The 18,871-nt window shown below is 61.7% G+C and carries 17 protein-coding genes, 2 tRNA genes and 1 pseudogene; 18 read left to right on the forward strand and 2 right to left on the reverse strand.

All coding sequences use genetic code 11. The features are described 5' to 3' along the window. The first annotated feature begins 28 nt into the window (after positions 1 to 28). From brnQ to PMX21_RS03610, 4 genes are all read left to right on the forward strand, one after another. Entirely contained in the window at positions 29 to 1,387 is a 1,359-nt protein-coding gene (brnQ, locus tag PMX21_RS03595; protein WP_271758073.1) for a branched-chain amino acid transport system II carrier protein, read from the forward strand. Positions 1,388 to 1,478: 91 nt separating this feature from the next. Continuing rightward, positions 1,479 to 1,555: transfer RNA gene (locus tag PMX21_RS03600), tRNA-Pro, on the forward strand. A gap of 6 nt (positions 1,556 to 1,561) precedes the next feature. After that, positions 1,562 to 1,635: transfer RNA gene (locus PMX21_RS03605), tRNA-Gly, on the forward strand. A 350-nt stretch (positions 1,636 to 1,985) separates the two neighbouring features. Beyond that, positions 1,986 to 2,987 carry a hypothetical protein gene (locus PMX21_RS03610; protein ID WP_271758074.1) on the forward strand — a complete coding sequence of 334 codons (1,002 nt, stop codon included), beginning with the start codon at positions 1,986 to 1,988 and terminating at the stop codon, positions 2,985 to 2,987. Between the two features lie 141 nt (positions 2,988 to 3,128). Here the strand turns inward: PMX21_RS03610 and PMX21_RS03615 are convergent, their stop codons facing one another. Together PMX21_RS03615 and PMX21_RS03620 are read right to left on the reverse strand one after the other, a co-directional pair. Continuing rightward, the gene (locus PMX21_RS03615) at positions 3,129 to 3,584 is read right to left on the reverse strand and encodes a PIN domain-containing protein (protein WP_271758075.1); all 456 of its coding nucleotides are present in this window, start codon (positions 3,582 to 3,584) and stop codon (positions 3,129 to 3,131) included. Further along, the gene (locus tag PMX21_RS03620) at positions 3,577 to 3,900 is read right to left on the reverse strand and encodes a type II toxin-antitoxin system RelB/DinJ family antitoxin (protein WP_271758076.1); all 324 of its coding nucleotides are present in this window, start codon (positions 3,898 to 3,900) and stop codon (positions 3,577 to 3,579) included. Before PMX21_RS03620 ends, PMX21_RS03615 begins: the two co-directional genes overlap by 8 nt. Positions 3,901 to 4,329: 429 nt before the next feature. Here PMX21_RS03620 and PMX21_RS03625 point away from each other — a divergent pair, with 429 nt between their 5' ends. The 14 genes and pseudogenes from PMX21_RS03625 (at position 4,330) to hycI (ending at position 18,865) form a co-directional block, all read left to right on the forward strand. Then, a complete protein-coding gene (locus PMX21_RS03625; RefSeq protein ID WP_022095206.1) occupies positions 4,330 to 4,848 on the forward strand; it encodes a 4Fe-4S dicluster domain-containing protein in 519 nt (172 codons plus the stop codon). A gap of 74 nt (positions 4,849 to 4,922) precedes the next feature. Continuing rightward, positions 4,923 to 5,072: pseudogene (locus PMX21_RS10110) on the forward strand (hypothetical protein); the annotation flags it as partial. Next, positions 5,058 to 7,145 carry a formate dehydrogenase subunit alpha gene (fdhF, locus tag PMX21_RS03630; protein WP_465038255.1) on the forward strand — a complete coding sequence of 696 codons (2,088 nt, stop codon included), beginning with the start codon at positions 5,058 to 5,060 and terminating at the stop codon, positions 7,143 to 7,145. The pseudogene PMX21_RS10110 and the gene fdhF, both read left to right, overlap by 15 nt. Positions 7,146 to 7,223: 78 nt before the next feature. After that, positions 7,224 to 7,841, forward strand: a complete 618-nt coding sequence (locus tag PMX21_RS03635) for a 4Fe-4S dicluster domain-containing protein (protein ID WP_117584077.1) — start codon at positions 7,224 to 7,226, stop codon at positions 7,839 to 7,841. Then, positions 7,834 to 9,852: a hydrogenase 4 subunit B gene (hyfB, locus tag PMX21_RS03640; RefSeq protein WP_271758079.1), complete on the forward strand. Its 2,019-nt coding sequence runs from the start codon at positions 7,834 to 7,836 to the stop codon at positions 9,850 to 9,852. Before PMX21_RS03635 ends, hyfB begins: the two co-directional genes overlap by 8 nt. A 17-nt stretch (positions 9,853 to 9,869) precedes the next feature. Beyond that, a complete protein-coding gene (locus tag PMX21_RS03645; RefSeq protein ID WP_055309580.1) occupies positions 9,870 to 10,793 on the forward strand; it encodes a respiratory chain complex I subunit 1 family protein in 924 nt (307 codons plus the stop codon). A gap of 16 nt (positions 10,794 to 10,809) precedes the next feature. After that, a complete protein-coding gene (locus PMX21_RS03650) occupies positions 10,810 to 12,267 on the forward strand; it encodes a hydrogenase 4 subunit D (protein WP_055309579.1) in 1,458 nt (485 codons plus the stop codon). 10 nt (positions 12,268 to 12,277) lie between these two features. Further along, positions 12,278 to 12,931, forward strand: coding sequence for a hydrogenase 4 membrane subunit (hyfE, locus tag PMX21_RS03655; RefSeq protein ID WP_035138044.1), 654 nt, complete (start codon positions 12,278 to 12,280; stop codon positions 12,929 to 12,931). Positions 12,932 to 12,934: 3 nt separating this feature from the next. Next, on the forward strand, positions 12,935 to 14,500 hold the full coding sequence (locus tag PMX21_RS03660; RefSeq protein WP_271758081.1) for a hydrogenase 4 subunit F: 1,566 nt from the start codon (positions 12,935 to 12,937) through the stop codon (positions 14,498 to 14,500). 4 nt (positions 14,501 to 14,504) lie between these two features. Then, positions 14,505 to 16,277, forward strand: a complete 1,773-nt coding sequence (locus PMX21_RS03665) for a hydrogenase large subunit (protein ID WP_271758083.1) — start codon at positions 14,505 to 14,507, stop codon at positions 16,275 to 16,277. A gap of 1 nt (position 16,278) precedes the next feature. Continuing rightward, entirely contained in the window at positions 16,279 to 16,995 is a 717-nt protein-coding gene (locus tag PMX21_RS03670) for a formate hydrogenlyase complex iron-sulfur subunit (RefSeq protein ID WP_271758084.1), read from the forward strand. Positions 16,996 to 16,997: 2 nt separating this feature from the next. Further along, positions 16,998 to 17,780, forward strand: a complete 783-nt coding sequence (locus PMX21_RS03675) for an NADH-quinone oxidoreductase subunit B family protein (RefSeq protein WP_006234107.1) — start codon at positions 16,998 to 17,000, stop codon at positions 17,778 to 17,780. Then, on the forward strand, positions 17,781 to 18,362 hold the full coding sequence (locus tag PMX21_RS03680) for a formate hydrogenlyase maturation HycH family protein (protein ID WP_271758086.1): 582 nt from the start codon (positions 17,781 to 17,783) through the stop codon (positions 18,360 to 18,362). Further along, a complete protein-coding gene (hycI, locus tag PMX21_RS03685; RefSeq protein WP_052044134.1) occupies positions 18,362 to 18,865 on the forward strand; it encodes a hydrogenase maturation peptidase HycI in 504 nt (167 codons plus the stop codon). The genes PMX21_RS03680 and hycI overlap by 1 nt, the downstream gene beginning before the upstream one ends. Positions 18,866 to 18,871: the final 6 nt, after the last annotated feature.

An 18,871-nucleotide genomic window follows, 5' to 3' on the forward strand; every position in this document is an offset into this window, starting at 1 on the left:
TTTTTGTTTCGACCCGAAAGGTGTGCATATGGCCTCATCCGCCCCGCGTGGTCTACGCTCCGATCATGTCGTTACCGTTGGCATCGCCCTGTTCTCGATGCTCTTCGGCGCCGGCAACCTCATTATTCCGCCGCTGCTGGCGCTCCAGGCAGGTTCTGCCACGCCGGTCGCCATGCTCGGCTTTCTGATTGCCGCCATCGGTCTGCCCGTCATGGGATTTATCGCCGTCGCGCTCGCCGGCACGGCCCGCGAGCTGGCCGGGCGCGTGCATCCTAAGTTTGGTGAATTCTTCGTTGCGGCGGTCTACCTGGCCATCGGTCCGTGCCTGGCCATTCCGCGCACAAGCTCTACGGCGTTCGAAATGCTGGTGCCGCTGCTACCCGAGGGCGTTTCGCTTGGCACGGCACGTCTGGTGTTTGCCGTCGGCTTCTTTGTCGTCGCGTTTGTGCTTACGCTGCGCCCGGGGGTCATCACACGCGTACTCGGTCGCATTACGGGCCCCGCGCTCATCGCGCTCATCGTGCTGGTCGTGGGTGCTGCCGTGATCTCGCCGCTGGGACCGGCTGCTGCCCCGCAAGCTCCCTATGATGCCGGCGCTGCGGTTCAAGGCTTCTTGACCGGCTACCAGACCATGGACCTGCTTGCGTCGCTCGCCTTCGGCATCATCATCGCCGAGACCATCCACGAGTTGGGTGTTACCGATGACAAACGCGTGGCCTTCGAGATTTCGCGTTCCGGTGTGATCGCCGGCGTGCTCATGGCCATCATCTATTGCGGCTTGGCCCTTGCCGGTATGCAGCTCGGCACCGTGATGCCCGACGCCACCAACGGCGCTGCAATCCTTGCTCGCTCGGCCTCCATGCACTTTGGCCTTGCCGGCACGGTTGTGGTATTTGCGATTTTCTTTCTCGCCTGCATGAACGTGTGCATCGGCCTCATCAGCTGCTGCTCGCGTTACTTCTGCGAGACGTATGTGGTCGAAGGGGGAGCGGAGGTCTCCGAGGAGGCCATGCGCCGTCCCTTTGCGATTCTCGCCTTTGTGTTCGCAGCGTTTTCGTGCGTGCTCTCCAATGTGGGCCTCGACGTGATTCTTATGTTCTCGGTGCCCATGCTCAACGCCTTGTATCCCGTTGCCATCGTGTTGGTACTGATGGGCCTGGTGCACGGCTTTTGCGACGCTCATCCGCAGGTGTGGGTATGGGTCGGCGGCGCGGTTGCCGTGCAGAGCGTGATCACCTCGGTCCGCGATGCGTTCTTTGGGGGCACGTGGCTGCCCTTTGATGCGCTTCCCCTGGCAGTTATCGGCGCCGCGTGGGCGCCGGTCGCCGTGGTGGCGTTTGTGATCGGTCTGCTCCACAGCCGGTTTGTCGCACATTCGAGGAGCTAGGGTTTCTGCGCTTGCACAGGCGGGGAGTCTCCCCTATAATTTCCTTCGCTTTGGGACACGCAAGGTTTAGACCTTAGCTGCTCAACACCTTCGGGACGTGGCGCAGTTTGGTAGCGCGCCTGCTTTGGGAGCAGGATGTCGCAGGTTCAAATCCTGTCGTCCCGACCATATCTTGCGGGCGTAGTTCAATGGTAGAACCCCAGCCTTCCAAGCTGATGACGCGGGTTCGATTCCCGTCGCCCGCTCCATAGGATAGTTTTAACGGCTTTGGCTCCATTTGGTGCCAGAGCCATTTTCGTAAGTGTACGGGTTGACGCGAATCGATGCCGCCCCACATCTCCTCCTAAGTTGCGGTGAAATACGGACTGTTTTCCGGCTTTTATGGCCCATGTAGTCCGTATTTCACCGCAACTATTTGTAAGGTTGGAATTTGATGCCGTTGGGAGGGTCGTAGCGACCGTCTACCGAGAGTGGAAATATTTTTTGAAGCTCTGACCTGCGACGTCAAGCTTTTGGTCAGCTTTTGGCAAGGCCTGCGGACGGAAGCGTGCGATAGCGTAATGGCATTCTCTCCGCCGTGATGGTTATGGGGTTGGCCATGCTCGATAAAGGCAAACATTTTCCGCAATCATATGCAAGGATGCTATTCTCGGCCCTCGGAATTCATCAAGATAGTCAGCTGCTTATAACAATTGATCCTTGGGATGAACGCCGTGCGCGCGAGCTTATGCAGGAAGAGCTCATGCTTCGTCTTTACAACCATGTGTATGCGGATCCGGTCTATTGGAATAATCTTGGGGTTGAAAATCGCATTTTTCAGCTGGCATCCGCTATTGCGGTCGTTGAACCGGATGTTGTGTTTTGCGGATCGACGGCAGCGCTGCTCTACGGCATCGGCTCGGCGTATACGCTTCTGGATAAAGTGCAAGTGCTGCTGCCACGGTCTACAAGGCGTGATACGTATGAGTTCGTTGAATACAAGCGCTGGCGGGCGGGCGAGGTGTGGCGGCTCGGTCTGTTTACACTGACGGATCCGTATCGAACGGTTGTTGATATCGCCCGAACGAGCGCCTTTCGCTATGCGCTGGGCTATGTCGATGGCTTGGCCCGTGAGTACGATGTCGATCGCGAAGAGCTGTGTGCGTATGCACAGGCCAATTGCCGCGGTTTGCATGGCATCGCCCGTGCGTTTGGCGTGTTCGAGTTTATGGACGGTAGGTCAGATAATGGCGGCGAGTCCGAGGCGAGAGCAGCGATGATTCTTGCTGGGGTTGCCGCGCCTGAGCTTCAAGTTGAGATAACACGACCGGGAAACGCTGGCTATTATCTAGCAGATTATGGTTGGCAGATGCCAGACGGCTCATGGACGCTGGCAGAGCTGCATGGGCTAGGTAAGTTTGAAGACGAAGCTCAAAATGATCCAGAGCAAGCGGCGGCAAAAACCTATCGAGCGGCCCTCATGCGCGACGCGAACCTTCGCGCTATGGGCCACAACGTCATTCATTTCAAACTCTCGGACACCTACGACGTTGAAATGTTCGGTGCCATGATGCGCGGTTACGGCATTCCGACAACAAAACCCTACGCCGACTCCCGATAGCGAAATCGTTCGCAGCCAATCTTTAATAAGTTGCGGTGAAATACGGACTGTTGAGGACTTTATAGGCATGAAATAGTCCGTATTTCACCGCAACTGAGGAGGGGATGGGGCTGAGGGGCGGGCGATGCCGTTGCCTGTCGGCTAGTGGCGGGATTGGTGGCGGAGCTTGTCGATGGTGGAGTCGGTGCTTCGGCTGCGGGCGTCGGCGGCGGTTTGGCGTTTACGGCGGTAATCGATCATGCCTTGGATGATGGGCTTGCCAAAGCTCACGACATCATCGTTGTAGATGGCGGTTCGGGCTGCGAGGAGGCAGTCGGTAAAGTCCATATGGGTCTTGCCGAAGAGTTTGACGGCAAGGGCGACAACGGTGGGCTCGTCGACCATGACGTCATCGAGCAGCCTTTTCATGGCCGCAGCAATTTCAACGCGGGGAACCTTATAGACGTCGCGCAGCGTGACCACGACGCGCGTGATGATTTCGGGGTAGACACGTGCGGTGCGCGTGGCGATGACCTTGGCGGCGCGCGGTGACGGGACCTCGTCGTCGTCAAGCAGGTAGCGAAGGATGACGGTCTCGTCGATGATGGTGCTACTCATGGATATCTACTTCCTCGGGACCCAAAACCGACTCGTCGCTTTCTGTGGCTAGGTATTCAATCCAGGCATTGCGCTCCTCGGAGCGGCGATTGGGGTCCCCGTGTGCTTTGAGCAGTCCATAGGCGGCCGTGCCGTCCTTGGAGCGCACGGCGACCGGTTGAAATGGGAGCTTGCGCATCAAAATACTCTGCGCGACAAATAGACGGACAGCCTCGGCGAGCGATGTGCCCATGGCGTCGTAGAGACGCTCGGCATGCTGCTTGTCTTCCTCGCGAATGCGCACCTGCAGGATGGCTCGTTTTTGAGTCGATGACATCACTGGCCTCCCTTAATGAGCGTGCAATTTGAATAGTCAAATACAACATCGGCTAATAATCGCCAATCTTACAACCACTACTTTATTGCACTAGAGTAATTGAGTGTAAACGATATTACAAACGTACTACATCTTTCAGAAACGAGCGTGAAATCTCCCCAGGATGTACGCATGTAATACACTCACCTTTATAGCTTATAGAGAATAATCCCAACCTGCCAAAACCCCTGCAATACACCCGTATTGCAGGTCGTATGCTCAAGTTTGCCACCTGCAACTGCGTATATTTAACCTGTATATCGTTGGAGGAATTCTATCGAAGTGCCTGTTTCGCCGCATGCACTCGATACGCCGATGCCGGACCACGGGCGGTCCGGGGCAACGTCGACAGGGTCTCTCCGGCATGGGATTCAGGAGGGAGTGAACAACATGGGCAATAAACGAGTCGTGGCTGATTCTTCACGCTGCATTGGGTGTCAAACCTGTATGGCGGCGTGCATCGAGGCACACGATATTCCCGGCAACATCGCCGCGCCGCGCCTGCGCGTGACGCGTACGTACGAGATCTCCGCACCGGTGGCTTGCCATCATTGCGAGGATGCCCCGTGCGCGAAGGCCTGTCCTACGGGCGCCTTGTTCTTTGATCCAAAGAACCATCGCATCGGCGTCAACGAGGACAACTGCATCGGCTGCAAGAGCTGCGTCATGGCATGCCCCTTTGGCGCCGTGAGCGTGGCGACCACGCAGGTCCCCGTCTTGATGGGTGACGTGCGAGTGGGTTCGCAGACTAAGAGCTTCGTGCTCAAGTGCGACCTGTGCGTGGACCGTCCCGGCGGTCCGGCGTGTGCCGAGGCGTGCCCGACCAAGGGCCTCACCCTGGTGGACGAGGAACGTTTGGCGGAGCTGACTGCCGAGCGTGCCCGCGCCACCATCGAAAACGAGGCGTAAGCGTCGGGCGACAGGCCCAATGATTGTCAAATAAGTACCGAGTATTCGGTAGCAGAGAAAGGAAGGAGGGTGTCATGGAGAAGCATAAAGTGATTTGCCCGTACTGCGGCGCCGGTTGCCAGTTTAACCTCTTGGTCCAAAACGGCCAGGTCGTGGGTACCGAACCGCTCAACGGCATCACCAACCAGAGCGAGCTGTGCCTTAAGGGCATGAGCGGCTACGACTTCATCAACGACACCAAGATCTTGACTCCTCGCGTACTGCACCCGATGATCCGCCGCACCAAGGGCGCGGATCTTGAGCGCGTAAGCTGGGATGAGGCACTGGATTTCACCGCATCTAAGATGCAGGCCATAATTGACGAATATGGTCCTAACGCTGTCATGACCACTGGCTCTTCGCGAGGCGGCGGCAATGAGGCGAACTACGTCATGCAGAAGTTTACGCGTGCGTGCATCGGCACCCACAGCGTAGACAACTGCGCCCGTACTTGACACGGCCCTACTGTCCTCGGTCTGATGGACACGGTTGGTTCAGGTTGCATGTCATGCTCCATCCCCGGTATGGAGGATGCGGGCTGCATTTTCCTCTTCGGCTATAACCCTGCCGATTCGCACCCCATCGTCGCAAGGCGTATCGTGCGAGCCAAAGAAAAGGGTTGCAAGATCATCGTCGCCGATCCGCGCCATATCGAAACCGCGCGTATCGCCGATCTCTACCTTCCGATCAAGAACGGTTGCAACGTTGCGTTCCTCAATGCCTTTGCCAACTGCTTGGTCAACGATGGCCTCTACGACAAGGAATTCGTCGCCGAGCACACGAACGGCTTTGACGAGTGGTGGGAGACCATCAAGAACTACACTCCCGAATCCGTACAGGACATCACGGGTGTCGAGCCCGCGTTGATCCACCAAGCTGCCGAGATGTACGCCACGGCGAAGCCCTCTGCCATCATTGGCTGGGGTATGGGCGTATGCCAGCAGAAGCAGAACCTGAAGACGGTGCACACCATCGCCTCCATCGCCTGCGTTGCCGGCCAGATCGGCAAACCCAATTCCGGCCTCGCGCCCGTGCGTGGCCAGAATAACGTCCAGGGCTCCTGCGATATGGGTATGCTGCCCAACCTGTACCCTGGCTACCAAAAGGTCACCGACCCGGCAGTGCGTGCCAAGTTTGCCAAGGCTTGGGGCGTGCCCGAGGAAAAGCTCCCGCTCGAGGAGGGCTACAAGCTCACCGACCTGGGCCACCTGGTCGACGAGGGCAAGGTGCACTGCTTCTACAACTACGGCGAGGACCCGGTGCAGACCGAGCCCGATTCGGCCGGTATGCGCAAGACGCTCTCCGAGCTGGATCTGTTCATTTGCCAGGACATCTTTATGACGCAGACGACCATGCTCGCCGACGTCATCCTGCCTGCCACCTCTTGGGGCGAGCACGAGGGTGTCTTTACCGCATCCGACCGTAGCTTCCAGCACTTTGACGCGGCCGTTCCGCCCAAGGGCGAGTGCCGTCACGACTGGGAGATCTTCGCGGACCTGTCTACGCGTATGGGTTACCCCATGCACTACGACAACACCGAGCAGATCTGGAACGAGTGCATTAGCCTGTGCCCCAACTTTGTGGGCGCGACCTACGAGAAGATGGCTCCCGAGGGCGGCTACGCCCAGTGGCCAGTCAAGAGCACCGATGTGAACGACCACGGCACGCCCGACATGTTCGCTGGTGGCAAGTTCACCACCAAGGACGGCCGCGCCAACCTGATGGCGCACGACTGGGAGGCGCCCTCTGAGCTTCCCGACGATGAGTACCCGCTCATCCTGTGCACCGTCCGCGAGGTCGGCCACTACAGCTGCCGCTCGATGACCGGCAACTGCAAGACGCTGGCGCTGCTCGCCGACGAGCCCGGCTTTGTCCGCATGAATCCCGCGGACGCCGAGGCGCGCGGCATCAAGAACGGCGACATCGTCTCGATTCACAGCCGCCGCGGCCAGGTATACAGCCGCGCCGACGTGAGCGACCGCATCAATAAGGGCACGGTCTATATGACCTACCAGTGGTGGATCGGCAAGTGCAACGAGCTGACCATTCACAAGGTCGACCCGGTCTCGCATACGCCCGAGGACAAGTTCTCCGCCTGCCAGGTCGACGCTATCGCCGACCAGGTCTGGGCCGAGGGCGAGGTCGAGCGTCAGTACACCGAGCTCAAGCAGGCTCTGGTGGACGCCGCCGCTCCCCAGGACGTTGAGCCTGGCGCCGCCAAGTTCGACGACGAGACGCACGTGAATCAAATCGTGTAGTCCCGTTCTCGTTGGCTTTTTGGGCCGGGCGTCCCGTACGTTCGGGAGCCCGGCCCGTTATTTTGAAAGGAAGTGGGGATGAACCGCTTCATCGACATCAATCCGGAGAGGTGCATCGGCTGCGGAACATGCCAGTCTGCCTGCGCCGACGCCCACCGGATGCAGGGTCTTCAGGATACGCCGCGCCTGGCGCTCGTGAAGACCGGCGGTATTTCGGCCGCCCTTGCCTGCCACCATTGCGAGGGTGCCCCCTGCGCCGAGGTCTGCCCGGTGAATGCCATCGAGCACGATGGCGATCGCATCCACGTCAAGGAGCAGGAGTGCATCGGGTGCAGGCTGTGCGCCATTGCGTGCCCCTTCGGAGCCATCCATCCCGATGGCACGTCTATCGCCGGTGTCGCAGGCATGTGCGACCCGACGCCTTCGTATCCTAAGTCCCTGAGCAGCCTGCTTACGTGGGCTCCTGGCCAGTACACCTGCGCTGTCAAGTGCGACCTGTGTGCCTTCGATCCGGACGGCCCGCATTGTGTGGCGGCGTGCCCCACCAAGGCGCTGACCGTCATGGGCGGCGCGGCCGATCGCGAGCTCGACGAGGCCAAGCGCCTGCGCTCGATCGAAAACGGTCCGGCCGTCGATGTTACCGCTGTGGCCCAGGGCCTGTCCGAGAAAGCAGAAGGGAGCGTAAACAATGGATAGCATGACGCTGTTTATCGCATCGCTTGCCGTCTCGTGCATCGGTGCGCTCGCCTCGGTTCTGCTGATTAAGGCCGACAACGCCGCCAAGACCGCCGGCTGCCTGATCGGCGCCGTCGCGGCCGTGCTGTCGTTCATCGCGGGCCTCGAGGCCGTGCTTGGCGACGTTTCGTCCCTCAACACGGTCTTCTTTTTCCCGTTCGCCCGTCTCGAGCTCTTGCTCAACGGCCTTGCGGGCCTGATCGTGGTCCTCATCTCAATCCTCGCCTTTGCGGGCTTCATCTACGGTCTGTCCTACTTCGATGAGTACCCGGGCAAGGTCGGGCGCGCCGGTTTCTTCATGAACACCTTCGTCGCCTCGATGATGCTAGTCATCACCGCCGACAACGTGTTCTGGTTCCTGGTCGCCTTTGAGCTCATGTCCCTTACGAGCTACTTCCTTGTCGTTATCGAGGAGAACAAGAACTCCATTAGGGGCGGTTGGCTCTACTTCGTCATCGCGCACGTGGGCTTTGTCCTTATCATGGCGAGCTTCCTGCTCATGACCAACGGCGTGGGCGGTTCCTTCAGCTTCAGTGATTTCCGTACGCATGACTTTGGACCCGCCGTCTCCTCCGCGTGCTTCGTCCTCGCGTTCTTCGGATTCGGCGCAAAGGCCGGTATCATCCCGCTGCACTCCTGGCTGCCCCAGGCGCACCCCGAGGCGCCGTCCAACGTGTCCGCCCTCATGTCCGGCGGCATGATCAAGATCGGCATCCTGGGAATCCTCAAGGTCGGTCTCGACCTGCTCGCGGGTTCGGGCGTCCAGCTCTGGTGGGGCCTCATGGTCCTGGTCTTCGGATCCATCTCGTCGGTCTTGGGCGTCGTCTACGCCCTCCACGAGCACGACATTAAGCGCCTGCTGGCCTACCACTCCGTCGAGAACATCGGCATCATCTTGCTCGGTGTCGGCGCGTCCATGACGGCGCACGCCCTGGGCAACGACGTCATCGCGACGATCGCGCTCATGGCCGCCCTCTACCACACGCTCAACCACGCCATGTTCAAGGGCGAGCTGTTCCTCGGCGCGGGCTCCCTGCTCTATGCCACGGGTACGCGCAACATGGAGAAGATGGGCGGCCTGTTCCGCCGTATGCCGGTCACGGCCGTCTGCTTCCTCATCGGTGCCCTTGCCATCTCGGCTATCCCGCCGCTCAACGGCTTCGTTTCCGAGTGGTTCACCTACCAGTCCCTGTTCAACATCTCGACGCTCTCCGACCCGGTCGTCATGGTGTTCGCCGTCGCCTCCGCGGCCGCCCTCGCCATCACCGGTGCCCTGGCCGTCACGTGCTTCGTGAAGGCCTACGGCGTCTCGTTCGCGAGCAGCCCTCGTTCCCAGGAGGCCGCGAACGCCAAGGAGTCCCCGGCTCCGATGTTGTTCTCGCAGATGCTCCTCGCGGCCATCTGCGTGGTGCTGGGAATCGGCTCTCCCGTCATCGCCCCGGTTCTGGGCGACGTCGCCCAGAGCGTGCTTGCCGGCTCTGCCGTCACAGCCACCTCGGGCGTGTCTCTGGTGAACGAGATTTCCGGTGCCGCCACCTCCACCCCCGCGATCGCCATCGCGCTCGTGGTCCTCACCGGCCTCGCGTTCGTGCTGAGGTCCTGCCTCGGCACCAAGGCCCCCGCTAAGAAGACCGACCCTTGGGCGTGCGGCTACGAGCCCAACGAGCACATGCCCGTCGTCGCCACGAGCTTCGCGTCAGACGTAGAGCTCTTCATGGGCCCGCTCTACACCCTGCGCGAGGTATGCACCAAGATCTGCTGGTCCATCGCGCACGTGTTCCAGAAGCTCACCGGTGTCGCCCAGGGCGTTGAGCCCCTGCCCGACCGCTTCCTGGTCGATGCACCGAGCGAGGGTGCCGATAAGCTGGCCGGCCTCGCCTCCAAGATCGAGGGCGGCAACTACTCCGTATACATCTGCTACATCGTCGCGTCGCTCGTGGTCTTCCTCGTGCTCGCCGTGGTCATGGTCTAGAGAGGGGAGAGGATATTATGAACATCGTTCTTGCGATAGCGCAGGGCCTCGTGGTCATGCTGGTCGCGCCCTTCTTCTCCGGCCTCGCCCGTGTGATTCGCGCGAAGATGCACAATCGCCGCGGTCCGTCCATCCTTCAGGATTACCGGGACCTCGCGAAGCTCATGGCGCGTCCCGAGTCCGTGAGTTCCGACTCGAGCTTCGTGCTGCGCATCATGCCGCCGCTGTTCCTCGCGGTGTCGTTCATGCTCGCCATGGGCCTGCCCATGTTCACGCTCGAGAGCCCCATGCCCGTCTTTGGTGACGCCATCACCATCATGTACGCGCTCGCGCTGTCCCGCTTCTTCTTCGCGCTGTCCGGCGTGGATTCCTCCAACGCCTACGCGGGCTTCGGCGGTATCCGCGAGCTCCTCATGAGCGTGCTCATCGAGCCGTCCATGCTCATCGCGCTGTTTACCGTCGCCATCGTGTGCGGCTCCACGGACATTGCGACCATGGGTCAGCACATCGTTACGGGCAACGTCTCGAGCGTCGTCGCCGTCATCCTCGCCGGCGTCGCCTTCGCGGCCGCCTGCTATATGGAGCTCGGCAAGCTTCCGTTCGATCAGGCCGAAGCCGAGCAGGAGCTCCAGGAGGGCCCGCTCGCCGAGCTCTCCGGCCCGTCCCTGGCCATGATGAAGCTCGCCATGGGCATGAAGCAGGTCGTGGTCGTCGCTTGGTTCACCTCCATCTTCATCCCCTGGGGAGAGCCCGCGACCATCGGCGTCACCGCTCTCGTGGGCGCCGTCGTCTTCCTTGTCAAGTGCCTGGTCGATTTCGTTGTCTGCGGCGTGCTCGAGAACTCCGTTTCCCGTTCGCGCTTCAAGGTGCTCGGTAACCAGACCTGGGCCGTCGTCGGCATCGCGGTCCTCGCGTTCGTCTTCGTCGTCGTAGGCGTGTAGGGAGAAGGGAGAAACTATGTCAATCGAATCGAGCTTGTCCCTCTTTGCCATGGTGGCGATCGCCGTCCCCATGCTGGGCTCCCTGCTCATCGTCATGCTGCCGCGTCCCTACGCTAAATGGATCTGCGCCTTTGCCGGCGGCATCGCCACGGTCGCTTCCGTTGGCTTGGCCGCGACGTTTGCCGGAAACGGCATGAACGCGGTCGATGTAACCTGGGCGAGTATGGGCCAGACCTTGGTCATGGGCTTCATATTCGACCGGATGAGCACGCTGCTCGCACCCGCGTTCGTCGCTATCGGCCTGCTCGTCGTCATCTATTCGTTCCCGTACATGAGCGATAAGAACAAGGAGCATCCCGACGCGCCCCGTCGCCGCTTCTACGTGTACTTCTCCACGTTCATCGGCGCCATGGCCGGTCTCGCCTACAGCTCCACCATCGTCGGCCAGCTCGTTTTCTTCGAGATCACCGGCGTGTGCTCCTGGGGCCTCATCAGCTACTACATGACGCCCACGGCCAAGAAGGCCGGTATGAAGGCGCTCATCATCACCCATATCGGCGCTCTGGGACTCTACATCGGCGCGGCCTTCCTGTTCGCCGGAACCGGCACGTTCGCGCTGAGCGCGATCTCCCAGCTCGATTCCGGTATGAAGACCGTCGTGCTGCTGCTCATCCTGTTCGCCGCTTGGGCCAAGTCCGCCCAGTTCCCGCTCTACATGTGGCTGCCCTCCGCAATGGAGGCCCCCACGCCCGTTTCCGCCTACCTCCATGGCGCGTCCATGGTGAAGGTCGGCGTGTGCGTGTTCGCCCGCGCTCTTGCGAGTGCCGGCGATATCCCCGAGATCGTCGGTTGGGTCGCCATCATCGACGCCGTCGTGACCATGCTCTTCGGCTTCCTCATGTACCTGCCCCAGAAGGATATGAAGCGCCTGCTCGCCTTCTCGACGATCGCGCAGCTCGCCTACGTGTTCTTCGGCCTGGGCCTCTCCGTGTTCGGAAGCCAGATGGCGTTCAACGGCGCCGTCGAGCACATCTTCAACCACGCGTTCACCAAGACCCTGTTCTTCCTCATCGCCGGCTCCCTCAGCTTCACGCTGGGAACCCGTATGTTGCCCAAGATCCAGGGCCTCATGAAGAAGTACCCGGTCACGGGCGTGGGCTTCGCGGTCGCCGCGACCGCTATCGCCGGCGTGCCCCCCATGAGCACGTTCTTCTCCAAGTTCCAGATTATTTCCGGTGGCTTCGCGGTTGGTGCTTCCAACACGGTCATCTTCGTCCTCGTGTGCGTCATGGTCGTCGAGACCGTCGCCACCTTCGCATGGTTCCTGCGTTGGATGGGTAAGGTCCTGCCCGGTGAGCCGAGCGAGACCGTGGCCGCCGGCCAGCCCCTTCCGCGCGCCATGGCGTTCGTGTTCGTCGTCCTCATGATCATGGTCGTCGTCGCCGGCCCTCTGTCCTCTAGTTGGATGGGTTAGGAGGTAGGACATGGGTTATTCGTTAGTCAATATCCTGGGCGGTCTTCTGATCGTGACCTCCACCATGGTGGTCGTCTCGAAGACCATCCCGTCCGCCATTAAGTGGTACGCGATCCAGTCGGTTGTCCTGGTGGGCGTGCTGCTCACCCTGGGCCTCACCACCGGTGCCACCGAGCTTCTCATGTGGGCCGCGTCGGCCTTCGTCACCAAGGTAATCCTCGTTCCGTTCATTCTCAACCGTGCCTACAAAAAGATGGGTTCGCCTGCCGATAGCACGCTGACCTCCTCCATCAAGCCGGCCTGGACCATCATCCTCACCGGTCTGGAGGTGGCCATCTGCTTCGCGGTGGTCACGCGCCTGAGCCTGCCCACCGCTGAGGTGGCTACTCCGGCCCTCGCCATCAGCTTCGCGCACTTCTTCGTCGGCCTCACGTGCATCATCTCCCAGCGCAACATCCTCAAGCAAATCTTCGGGTACTGCCTTATGGAGAACGGTAGCCACGTGACGCTCGCCCTGCTCGCGCCCACGGCCCCCGAGATCATCGAGATCGGCATCGCCACCGACGCCATTTTCGCCGTCATCATCATGTCCGCCGTCGTCGTGAGGATCTGGAACGACACCAAGTCGCTCGACTCCCACGACCTGACCGAATTGAAGGGGTAGGCCATGGATGTTTCAATGCTGACGGTCGCCCTGCTCGCTTGTCCCCTCGTGTTCTCCCTGATTATGGCTGCGCTCCCCAAGACGACGTCCTACAGCGTCTTTGCGGGGCTCAACACCATCTCCGTCGCGGCGACCCTCGTCCTTTCGGTCGTCACCGCGGGAACCATGCTCTCGAGCGGGCAGAATATCGACGCTTTGGGCCTGTGGCTCCATCTCGATTCGCTCTCGTCGATCTTCGTCCTTCTGGTAGGCATCATCGGGTTCATCACCGGCGTGTACTCCATCTCCTATATCAAGATCGATATCGAGGAGAAGACCATGCCGGCCGAGCGCACCAAGCAGTACTACGCGCTGTTTAGCCTGTTCGTTTTCACGATGCTGCTCGCCTGCCTGTCCAACAACATCATCCTCACCTGGGCGGCGGTCGAGGCCACCACGTTGTCGACCGTGTTCCTCGTGGGCATCTACAAGAACAAGCAGGCGCTCGAGGCGTCTTGGAAGTACGCGATGGTCTGCACCGCCGGCGTGGCCTTCGGCCTGTTCGGCACGCTGCTCATCTACGCGAACGCCGCCGATATCATGCCCAACGCGCATGAGGCAGCCTTCCTCACCTCCATCATGCCCTACGCCGACCAGTTCGACCCGATGCTCGTGCGCCTCGCGTTCGCGTTCATCGTCATCGGCTTCGGCACCAAGGCGGGCCTGTTCCCCATGCACACTTGGCTGCCCGACGCGCACTCCCAGGCTCCGAGCCCGGTCTCCGCGCTGCTCTCGGGCGTGCTGCTCAAGTGCGCCATGCTGGTGATCATCCGCTTCTACTCCCTGTCCATCATCACGGTGGGCGACACCTATCCGCGTACGCTCCTGCTCATCCTGGGCACGCTGTCCATCCTGGTGGCCGCCCTGTGCATCTTTAAGCAGGACGATATCAAGCGCCGCTTCGCGTACTCCTCCGTCGACAACGTCGGCGTGGTCGCGCTGTGCCTGGGTATCGGTGGTCCGCTCGGTATCGCCGCCTGCCTGCTGCACTGCATCTTCCACGGTTTCACGAAGGCGCTCGCCTTCTGCATGGCCGGTAACATCCAGCACATCTACCACACCCGCGACCTGAACAAGATCAAGGGCGTCGTCGAGATCGCTCCCGTCACGGCAGCGCTCACCATCATCGCCCTGCTCGCGCTCGCCGCCTTCCCGCCGTTCGCCCTGTTCATCTCCGAGTTCCTCACCTTCGTGGCCGGCGTCCAGTCCGGTCCCATCTGGGTGGTCGTGCTCGTGGCCATTGGCCTCACCGGCGTGTACTTTGCCCTTACCGGCATCGCGCTCAAGTCCATCTTCGGCAAGGCGCCCGAGGGCATGAAGCGCCACGAGGTGCCCGCCCTCATGATCATCCCCGAGATCGCCCTCGCGATCGTGGTCATGTGGTTCGGTATCGCCACCCCGGTCGCCATCACGAACGGCGTCGAGGATGCAACGTCCGTCGTTTTGAACCAGAGCGTCGAAGAGCTCCACGAGGCTCCTCTCTACCGCATGGTGTTCAGTTCCCAGACCAAGACAAGCGAGGTGAATTAGCACCATGGCAGAACCTGAAAAGAAGGACTACGCTCGTCGTTGCGAAAGCCACGTCGAGGCCCTGCGCGCCGCAGTGCCGGGCGCTATCGAGAAGGTTGAGTGGCAGTGCGAGGACCAGCTGACGATCACCGTCAAGCTGGACAAGCTGCCCGAGGCCGTCCACTACCTGTACTACGAGCGCTACGGCTGGATTCCCGTGATTGTCGGCAACGACGAGCGCTCCCTGTGCGGCCGTTACGCCGTGTACTACGTCATCTCCATGGAGGGGGAGGACCCCGGCTGGGTTACCGTGCGTGCCGAGGTCGACCCCGCCAAGATGACGTTCCCGTCCGTGACGCCGTTCGTCCCCGCCTGCGTGTGGGGCGAGCGCGAGCTGCGCGATATGTTCGGCCTGATTCCCGAGGGTCTGCCCGACCGCCGTCGCCTGGTGCTTCCCGACGATTGGCCCAGCGGGCTGTACCCGTTGCGCAAGGATTCGATGGATTACCGTTTCCGCCCCGCCCCCGCGAGCGACATGGAAAACTACGAATTCTTGGCCGACACCAAGGGCAAGGAGACCACGCTCGTCCCCATGGGACCGTTGCACATCACCTCCGACGAGCCCGGCCACTTCCGCCTGTTCGTTGAGGGCGAGACGATCGTCGATGCCGACTACCGTCTGTTCTACGTGCACCGCGGCATGGAGAAGGTCGCCGAGACGCGCCTGAACTATGACGCCGTGACGTTCCTCGCCGACCGCATCTGCGGCATCTGCGGCTGCGCCCACTCGGTGGCCTATGCCGAGGCCGTCGAGCGCGCCCAGGGCATTCATGTCCCGCCGCGCGCCCAGTACATCCGCGCCATCATGCTCGAGGTCGAGCGTCTGCACTCACACCTGCTCAATATTGGCCTCGCATCGCACTACACCGGCTTCGACTCCGGCTTCCAGCAGTTCTTCCGCGTCCGCGAGAAGTCCATGGACCTGGCCGAGAAGCTCTCCGGTCACCGCAAGACCTACGGCCTCAACGTGATCGGCGGCGTGCGTCGCGACATTTTGGCCGAGCAGAAGCTCTCCACGCTCACGACTATCCACCAGCTGCGCTCCGAGGTTCAGGAGCTCGTCGACGTCTTGCTCTCCACGCCCAACTTTATTGAGCGTACGAGTGGCATCGGCATCTTGGACCGCAAGATCGCACGCGACTTCTCGCCGGTCGGCCCGCTCATGCGTGGCTCGGGCTATGCCCGCGACGTGCGCTTTGACCATCCCTTCGACGGCTACGCCGATCCGGACGTCCAAAAGATGCACGCCGCTACGGCCGACACCTGCGATGCCTTCGGCCGCACCGCCGTCCGCATCCAGGAGGTCTATGATTCGATCGACATGATCGAGACTATGCTCGAGAACTGCCCGTCGGGCCCCATCCTCACCACGGATTGGGAGTACACCCCGCACAAGTACGCCATCGGCGCCACCGAGGCGCCGCGCGGCGAGGACGTGCACTGGGCCATGCTCGGCAATAACCAGAAGTGCTACCGCTGGCGCGCCAAGGCCGCCACGTACAGTAACTGGCCGGTCCTGCGCTACATGTTCCGCGGCAACACCGTGGGCGATGCGGCGCTGATCGTTGGCTCGCTCGACCCGTGCTATTCCTGCACCGACCGCGTGACGGTGACCGATGTCGCCGCCAAGCGCGACCACGTGCTCGACAAGGAGCAGTTCGAGAACGTCTGGCGCGACAAGTCGCCGCTCGCGGGCGAGGGCACCATGGCCGCTCCGCTCGATGAGGAGGCGCTCTAATATGCTGAAGCTTTGGAAGGTTAACGCCAAGGCCGGCGACGCGACGGTCAAGTACCCGTTTGCGCCGTTCCCCACCAACAAGGACATGCGCGGCAAGCCCGAGCACAATGCCGAGCTCTGCATCGCCTGCGGTGCCTGCGGCGTGGCGTGCCCGGCCGATGCCATTCGCATGGACACCGACCTTTCGGCCGATACCATCACCTGGTCGATCGACTACGGCCGCTGCATCTTTTGCGGCCGCTGTGAGGAAGCCTGCCCCATGGAGGCCATCAAGCTCACCGAGGAGTTTGAGCTGGCCGTCATGAGCAAGGACGACCTCACCAGCAAGAGCGTCTACACGCTCGAGCACTGCTCGCGTTGCGGCAAGCCGTTTGCCCCGCACAAGGAGATCGACTACGCCAAGCGCCTGCTGCAAAAGGCCGGCGGCATGGAGGCCGAGCAGGCCGCCCGTACCGTCGGTATGTGCCAGGAGTGCAAGCGCGAGCTCGACGCCCTGCGCGCCGCTTCGGCCGTAAAGACCGGCAACGCTGCCGGCATGGCTGCCAACGAGACGCTTGCGTCCGGCGAGCCCCAGGGCCCCGGCATGGAGTATCTGGGCGGCCACGGCGTGAACCCGGAGTATATCGACCGCGAGCTCAACCCCGATGCGCCCGAGATTCCCGCCGGACCGGCGCCGGTCGAGGGCATCATCATGGATTTTGATACGAAGGAGGAGTAACCATGGCCGAACCCACGCTTTTGCCCGAGCGGCTTCAGTACCGCCCGACCAAGATCGAGCTCGACGAGAGCATCGAGAAGGCCAAGGCGACCCTTCTTAAGAAGATCAAGCGCTCGGTGTACGTCTACCGTGTTGACTGCGGCGGCTGCAACGGCTGCGAGATCGAGATCTTCGGTTCCATCACGCCCGTCTTCGACGTCGAGCGCTTTGGCATCAAGGTCGTGCCTTCGCCCCGTCACGCCGATGTGCTGCTGTACACCGGTGCCGTGACGCGTGCCATGCGCATGCCGGCCCTGCGCGCCTTTGAGGCCGCACCCGATCCCAAGATCGTGGTGTCCTATGGCGCGTGCGGCTGCACCGGCGGCATCTTCTACGACAACTACTGCGTCTGGGGCGGCACGGATAAGATTTTGCCGGTCGATGTCTACATCCCCGGCTGCCCGCCTAGCCCCGCGCAGACCGTCTACGGCTTTGCCATGGCGCTCGGTCTGCTGGACCAAAAGCTCCATGCCGAGACCACGGTGGAGGCCGCCGGCGAGCAGGCCGATATCCTGCACCCCGGCGTGCCGTACAAGCTGCGCGTTGCCATCGAGCGCGAGGCTCGCGCCATGAGCGGCTACCGTTACGGCCGCGACCTGGCCAACGAGTTTATGGATACGCTCGAGGGCGCGCCCAAGGGTGATATCCGAGGTGCCATGGCGCTGCTCATCGACAAGCAGGACGATCCGCGCCGCGTTGAGGTCTACTCGGCGCTGCAGGATCTGGTGCTGGCCGGAGGTCGTTAGATGGAGCTCACGGACCGCTCTGGTTACTTTGCGGGTCCCGGCATGCTCGGCGGCTCTTTTGGCGATGCCTCGCGCGCAAGCGACGAGGCCGCCGAGGGCGTCGCCGACCCCTGCCTGGGCCACGCGCCCGACCAGGTGGTCTTCTATGAGCTCACGCGTAAGTTTGTGGAGACCGAGGAAGACGTTCCCCAGGAGGCCTGCGACGTGCTGTACTACACGCTCGCCGTAGGCCACCACACCGGCGTGCTCGACTGCTTTGAGCCGCGCCTGTCGGTGCCGGTGGATGTGTTTTATTCGCTTGTCGACGCGCTGCCGGAGGGGGAGGCCCGGACTAAGTTTGAGGCCATCCGCTCCTTTGGCGAGTGCCAGCTCGACAAGGCGGCGGTGCCGTCGCTGCTCGAGGCCTGCGATGCGCTGCTCGACGAGCGCGGTTTTCGCGGGTCGGCCAAGGCCGGCATCTCGGTGTTCGACGATGACTTTGGCCTGCATGCCCAGCAGGTCGCGTTCTTAATGAAGTTCCGCGATTTGGTGGAGCGCGTGCGCGATGTTTCGGGCGTGTATCTGACGGGAAGGTTGCAGTAATGGGTCGCGTTGTGGATGGACGTGTGAACGGCGCCCCGTTTGCGGGTATCGTGCTCACGGCGGGAAGCGTGCTGCGTGCCGACGATGCCGCCGGCCCCGTGCTCTCCAAAAAGATGGAGGACGCGCCCATCGCCGGTTGGTACACCATCGACGGCGGGCAAACGCCCGAGGACGACATCATCGAGGTTAAGCGTGAGCGTCCGCCGCGTTTGGTTTTGGTCGATGCCGCCGACATGGCGCTGCCCGTCGGCGCCATCCGCTTGCTCGACAAACGTGACGTGGCCCGCAAGTCGATGTTCACCACGCATTCGCTCCCTTTGTCGATTCTGATCGAGGAAATCGAGCAATCGTGCGAAGATATCGTCTTCATAGGGATTCAGCCGGGCGATACGGAGTTTTACAACCCTATGTCCCCGGAGGTCTTTGACGCCGTCGACGCCGTGTACGACGCCGTGGCCGCCAACGACTTTTCCCACTTTGTCCGCTTGGGGCAAGAGCAATAGGAGCGC

The sequence above is a fragment of the Collinsella aerofaciens genome (assembly GCF_028209885.1).
Taxonomy (GTDB): domain Bacteria; phylum Actinomycetota; class Coriobacteriia; order Coriobacteriales; family Coriobacteriaceae; genus Collinsella; species Collinsella aerofaciens_BA.